5 protein-coding genes are annotated in these 5935 nt (G+C 44.3%); 1 reads left to right on the forward strand and 4 read right to left on the reverse strand.

Annotated features, from left to right (window positions below):
* The 4 genes from ACYVTD_RS09220 to ACYVTD_RS09235 form a co-directional block, all read right to left on the reverse strand.
* The coding region (locus ACYVTD_RS09220) for an aminotransferase class I/II-fold pyridoxal phosphate-dependent enzyme (protein ID WP_461247487.1) at window positions 1–363 on the reverse strand (363 nt) is incomplete at its 3' end.
* Between the two features lie 59 nt (window positions 364–422).
* Window positions 423–2315, reverse strand: a complete 1893-nt coding sequence (locus ACYVTD_RS09225; RefSeq protein WP_461247488.1) for a GH36-type glycosyl hydrolase domain-containing protein — start codon at window positions 2313–2315, stop codon at window positions 423–425.
* Between the two features lie 49 nt (window positions 2316–2364).
* The gene (locus ACYVTD_RS09230) at window positions 2365–4101 is read right to left on the reverse strand and encodes a glycoside hydrolase family 31 protein (protein ID WP_461247489.1); all 1737 of its coding nucleotides are present in this window, start codon (window positions 4099–4101) and stop codon (window positions 2365–2367) included.
* Complete coding sequence (locus tag ACYVTD_RS09235; RefSeq protein WP_461247490.1) at window positions 4070–4621, reverse strand: adaptor protein MecA; 552 nt, start codon at window positions 4619–4621, stop codon at window positions 4070–4072. The genes ACYVTD_RS09230 and ACYVTD_RS09235 overlap by 32 nt, the downstream gene beginning before the upstream one ends.
* Before the next feature lie 202 nt (window positions 4622–4823).
* Here ACYVTD_RS09235 and dnaG point away from each other — a divergent pair.
* On the forward strand, window positions 4824–5935 hold a 1112-nt coding region (gene dnaG, locus ACYVTD_RS09240; protein ID WP_461247491.1), incomplete at its 3' end, for a DNA primase.

Genomic DNA, 5935 nt, shown 5'->3' on the forward strand with positions numbered 1-5935 from the left:
CGCAGGGATTATTACTTCGTCTCCCGGGTTTAGTATCGTCATGAACGCGATAGAAAGAGCAGTTTTAGCTCCTGCAACTGCTGTGATGTCGGTCGGGGCATAGCCTAAGGCGTTTTCGCGCATTAGTTTGCCGGCGATTGCTTTTCGAAGAGCGAGGCTGCCTGAGGCGGGGATGTATTTCGTGTTGCCGTTTTCGATCGCCTTTATGCCCGCTTCTTTTATGTAGTCTGGAGTGTCAAAATCCGGCTCCCCAACGGAGAAACTTAGCACATCTTTGCCTTCTGCCTTCATTTGTTTTGCCTTGGCGTCTAGCGCCATTGTAGCTGACGGTGCGATTGCTTGAGCTAATTTTGACATTTCCATAATTAAAACCCCTTTTGTTTTTTATTATGTTGTCATTATATCAACCTGCAAAAAAATTGTCAAGCCAAACCCCAAATATCCAGCCCGATCCGATAGAGCCAGCCAGCTGCGCCGGAATACCAGCTCCACCCGCCGACGCCTGTGTTGTCCAACCCGGAATAGATATCGGCGGCAACGGCGTACGGTTCAAGCCCATAATTTTCTTCGCGCCCTATCGGGAGCAACATTTTCCATAGTTCTTTTGCTTTGTCGATCTCGCCCATCTTTGCAAGCGCCCATACAAACCACGCTGCGGCATGAGTGTATTGCCCGCCGTTCTCGCGCACGCCCGCGAGATACCCTTTTATATACCCTGCGTTTTCTTTTGTGTTTTGAAAAGCGGGGGTTAAAAGTTTTATAATTTTTTCTTCTTTTAAAACAAGATATTCTTCGGCTGATTGCATGGACAGCATCAGCTTATCGCCAGACCCTCCGCCGGAGATGACCGCGAAGCTTTGGGATATGCTGTCGATTTTGCATTCATCACAAGCTTTTGAGCCGAGGGGGGAGCCGTTGTCATAATACCCGCGCAGAAACCAATTGCCGTCCCACGCTGAGTTGCAGGAGTTGATTAAATCGGGCAGAACGCCAGTATAATCGGCAAAATCTTTAAACTTTTTGATGACGTATATCAGGAACCAGCCGAGCCAAACGCTCTCGCCTTTGCCCTTTATGCCGACGCAGGAAAACCCGTCGTTCCAATCCCCTCCGCCGATTAGAGGGAGACCATGTGATCCAAAACTTAAAGATACCTTGATCGCCTTTATGCAGTGTTCTAAAACCGAGCCGACCCGCTCGCTGGTTTTTGGCGTTTCGTATCGCTCTGCCTCAGCCTCGCCTAGCATGGGGCTTTCTATATATGGAACAGTCTCGTTTAATATGGTTCTATCGCCGGTTTTTTCTATATATTCGGCGACGGCGAGAGGAAGCCAAAGGCGATCGTCTGTTATTCTCGTTCGCACGCCTTTGTGCGGGTGAAAATCGTCGTTCGGGATTTTGTGCCACCAATGTTGCACATCGCCTTCGACATATTGATGACGGCAAGAACTTAGGATTTGGTTTTTTAAAAAATCGTTTGAAAAGTTTAAAATGTTCATGCAGTCTTGAAGCTGGTCGCGGAAGCCATATGCTCCGCTGACTTGATAATACCCCGTCCGCGCAAAAATTCGCGAACTAATTGTTTGGTACGGGAGCCAGTATGACAAAAACACATCGACATCTTGCTCGCCTGTTTCTTTTTTTGGCAGCATTTCTTGCCAATAGTTTTTAACGATTTCTAGTTGTTCCTTTGCCTCGAGAAGCGTCAGCCCTTTGCTCTGCCCTTTTGGCGCAACGCCAAGCTCTATAACAAAGTTTTTTGCTTTGACTACTATCCCATCGTCAACCCTACAAGGCTCGTTGGAGGTTATATACATTTCTAGATGAGAGAAATCTATATTAAAATTGTTTTGAAAAACTAAGGCGTTGCCAAGAAATTCGGTTTCTATATGTCTCGGGTTTGGTTTGTCGCCCATGCAAGGAGAGACGGCAAAACGGACGTCGCGCATAACGTCCAACTCGACGATATATATTTTTCTGTTGCCGTTTTTTGGCACAAACGCCGTTAGAAAAAACCCATCGCCTTTATATGTTGTATAGCCAAGCCCGTGTGTGCAGATGCCGGAAAAAAGGCTTTCGCCGCTGTCTAAAAAAACCAACTCCTCGGGGGAGAAATCTTCTAAATAATCGCCTGTGTGCGGGGTTAGTTTGAACAATTGAGAGTTTTCTGCCCACGAAAAAGAAGGCCCGTTATCCTTCATAATGCACCCGAAGGTATCGTTCGCCAAAATATTACACCATGGTCTTGGTGGAGGATTATATATTATATATTCTTTTCCATTCTCGGAAAATTCGCCGTATGCGCCGTCGAACATTTCGGTCACCTCTTAGCAATATTATTGCCAAAAAGTGATTAAAAAAATCTTATAATTTTTGGAACACGGGGATTTTGGATAGAGGCGCGTCGAAGATGATGTATTCGCCCTTTGAGATGTGATTCTCCTTGCTTTCGATATCTTGCCACAGCCCTTTTGGGAGGTAGACCATACGCTTGCGTACGCTCGGAGCAAGAACTGGCGCGACGAGAAGCTTTTCGCCGAACATGAATTGGTCTTCCACGTTATACGTTTCCAAATCGTCTTCGAAATCCCAAAAGAGAGGGCGCATGATTGGCTCGCCTGTCTTCGCGGATTTTTCAAAACAAGATTTTATATATGGGATTAACGCTTTTCTAAAGTTTAAGTATTTTCTTGCGATTTCCAAGACTTCTAGACCGAAGCACCACGGCTCGTGGCTAGCGGTTCCTTTGTTCGAATGCGCGCGATATAGCGGCAAAAATGCGCCGAGTTCTAGCCAGCGCGCGTATAATTCTGGCGACGCGTTTGATTGAAACCCGCCTATATCAACGCCGCAAAAAGGCACGCCTGAAAGCCCGAGATTTAGGCACATTGGCACGGTGAATCTTAAATTTTCCCACGAAGAATAATTGTCGCCTGTCCAGACGCTTGCGTATTTTTGTATTCCGGCATAACCCGAGCGCGTCAAGATAAACCCACCGACCTGCTCGTATGTTGCTTTTGCCATGAAATATCCGTATGCGTTTCGATTTTCTTTGAATGTGTATCCGCCGAGAGACAGCTCGTCTGGCACGGTGTTTTTATATAACCCTTCGCCTAGAAAATCCGCTGGCTCGTTCATGTCGTTCCAAAAGCCCGACACGCCCATTTTTTTGAGTTCTTTTAATTTCTGTCCCCAGATTTTCGCTGTTTCGGGCATAGAGAAATCAGGATATGCAATCTCTTCCGCCCACGCCACGCCTTTATATATTTTTTTGCCGAACCTGCTAGGGACAGTGCAGAATATATTATGTTTCCTGTTTTTCTTATAAAATTTTGATTTGATGCAGACGCCAGCATCGATGATTAGCACCGGTTCGATGCCTTTTTCTTTTAGCAATTTTGTCATCGCTTCGGGCGCGGGAAATTTTTGTTTGTTCCAAGTAAACACCTGAAAATCCTGCATGTAATCGATGTCTATGAAAATGGCAGAAAGCGGAAGTCCGCAGGTTTCAAACCCCGCGGCAACGTCTAACACTTCTTTTTCGCTTTCATAGCTATATCGGCTTTGCATAAATCCAAGCGACCAATCCGGCGGGATAGGAGTTCTGCCTGTTAACTCGGTATATTCTTCGAGGATTTCTTTGATGCTGCCGCGGATTATGAAGACGTCGGCATAGTTATCGTAAATCTTTACGACACCGTTTTTCAAATCGATTTTTTGCCGCGCGGGATTGTCGAAGAAGTATCCGGTTTTATGGTTTTTGTCGAATATGATAAAGAACGGGATTGATAGATATAGCGGGTCTGTATGCTCGTGATGTTTGTGCGTGTCGCGGTTATACATCTCGAATTTTTGCCCCGCTTTGTTTAGATAGCCTGTTTTCTCGCCTAGCCCGAAGATTTTTGCATCTTTCGGGATTTCGAATTTGAATTCTAAGCCATATTCTTTTTCCGTCGCTTCTATTTTTGGCGGGGCGAAATCAAGCCCGCCTGAATAACGCCTCAAGTTAGATACGCAAACAGAAGAGCGGATGTCTGCCGAGCTCTTCGCGAAAGTTATTTTAACGGTTTTAGGCGATACGGCGGTTGTGGATTCTATCATTTTCGAATAAATCGCCGGCAACTAAAACATCGCCATTTTCCTTTAGATAGCTAAAGAAATTATCGCTGTTATCGATGATTTCGCCGTAGTCATACCCTACATGTTTTGGCAATAATTTGGTTCTCAGCGCGATGTAATACACGCCTTTTAACTTGAATAAATAGCTTTCGCCTGTATAGTTTTTATCGAAATGCAGGCAAGCAGCAATGAGGTTTTTCTGTGTGTTCAAACGGAACACAGACATGACGCTTTCTGGTTTCTCGTCTTTCACATTATCAGAAATCACAGTCAAAGAAAAGTTGATTCCCTCGCCATCGTCGCTCGACGCTTCGACTATGATGTTTTCGCCGACAGGCTCGAACTCGACTTGCGCTTTTGCGGCTGTGATAATGTCGCCAATTAGCATTTGCGCTTCTGGCGAATTGTATGTTAAGCAATCCTTAGATATTTTCAAGGATTCTATGTCGTTACGTGATAGGGTTACGTATAATTTTGTTGAAGAAATTTTTTGAATGGTCAAATAAATCGCCACCTTTAAATATATTATAGCAGACGGCATATAGACTTGGGTTTTTTTAACACAAATGTTATATATTCCCTTTTAATTTGTTTTAGTATCGTAAAGAAAGAGAAATATTTGCTGTTTTTCCCTACTTATTATATGAAAAGGGAATTTGTATTTTTTTGGCGAATAGTAATCATAGGAAAAGGGGACAGGTTTAATGGCTAGAATACCAGAAGAAACAATTAAATTAATTCTAGAAAAGACCAATCTTCCTGACCTTGCTGGGAGCTATGTCAAACTTCGAGAGAACGGCGACGATTTTTCCGGATGCTGCCCGTTTCATAATGAGAAGACACCTTCGTTTCACATATCGGCTTCCAAAAACCTGTATCACTGCTTCGGCTGCGGCAAAGGCGGCTCGGCAATTCAGTTTGTCATGGATGCAGAGAACCTAGATTTCCTGAGTGCGGTCGAGTTTTTGGCTGAACGCGCAGGAGTTGAACTTGGCGAGACGAACAAAGACGAAGAGCTGAGCGCACAGCGAAAAAAAATCATAGAAATTAATAAAAAATACGCTGTTAAATGCTATAAAGATTTGGTCGCCAATAAAGATGCGTTAAAATATGCAGAAGAGCGCGGGCTAACACCACAAATCATAAAACATTTTTGCATAGGATATGCCGACGGGTCACTAGATGGGCTTGGAGCAGACGAACAAACGCTCGAGGTGGCGGGGCTAGCTTCCAAAAAGGGAAACTCGAAATTCCAAGGAAGGCTAATTTTCCCGATTATTGATGTTCGTAAAAACGTTTTGGCGTTTGGCGGCAGAGCGATAGAGAAAAACACCGCGAAATACATTAACTCGCCCAACACGCTGGCTTTTAACAAGAGCTACAACCTCTTCGGGCTAAACCTAGCGAAGAGTTCGAGCGCGAAATCGATAATTCTTGTCGAAGGATATATGGACGTTGTGTCATTACACAAATCAGGTTTTACATCAGCCGTTGCAAGTTGCGGAACAGCCATCACAGAGGGGCAAGCTAAGCTAATTAAAAGATATAAAGATAATGTTATAATTTGCTACGATCAAGACGACGCTGGCAAAGAGGCAACAAAAAAGGCGATTGACATTCTGCGCGATGCGCACTTAAACGTTTTCGTCGCAGTTTGGGACGGGGCAAAAGACCCTGATGAATTCATACAGAAATTTGGAAAACTGGCATTTGAAAAAGTTTTAAAATCGGCAGAAGATAGCAACTTGTTCACATATAAGAGCCTAGCCGACAAAATTTTGATAACACTCTTTTCGATTACCATCGCTTTTTTTGT

The sequence above is a fragment of the Treponema sp. R6D11 genome, from assembly GCF_054786075.1.

Bases quoted from the DNA above. Each gene is read 5' to 3' on its own strand.
- ACYVTD_RS09225 (WP_461247488.1), bottom strand. From the start codon at position 2,315: ATGTTCGACGGCGCATACGGCGAATTTTCCGAGAATGGAAAAGAATAT.
- ACYVTD_RS09230 (WP_461247489.1), bottom strand. From the start codon at position 4,101: ATGATAGAATCCACAACCGCCGTATCGCCTAAAACCGTTAAAATAACT.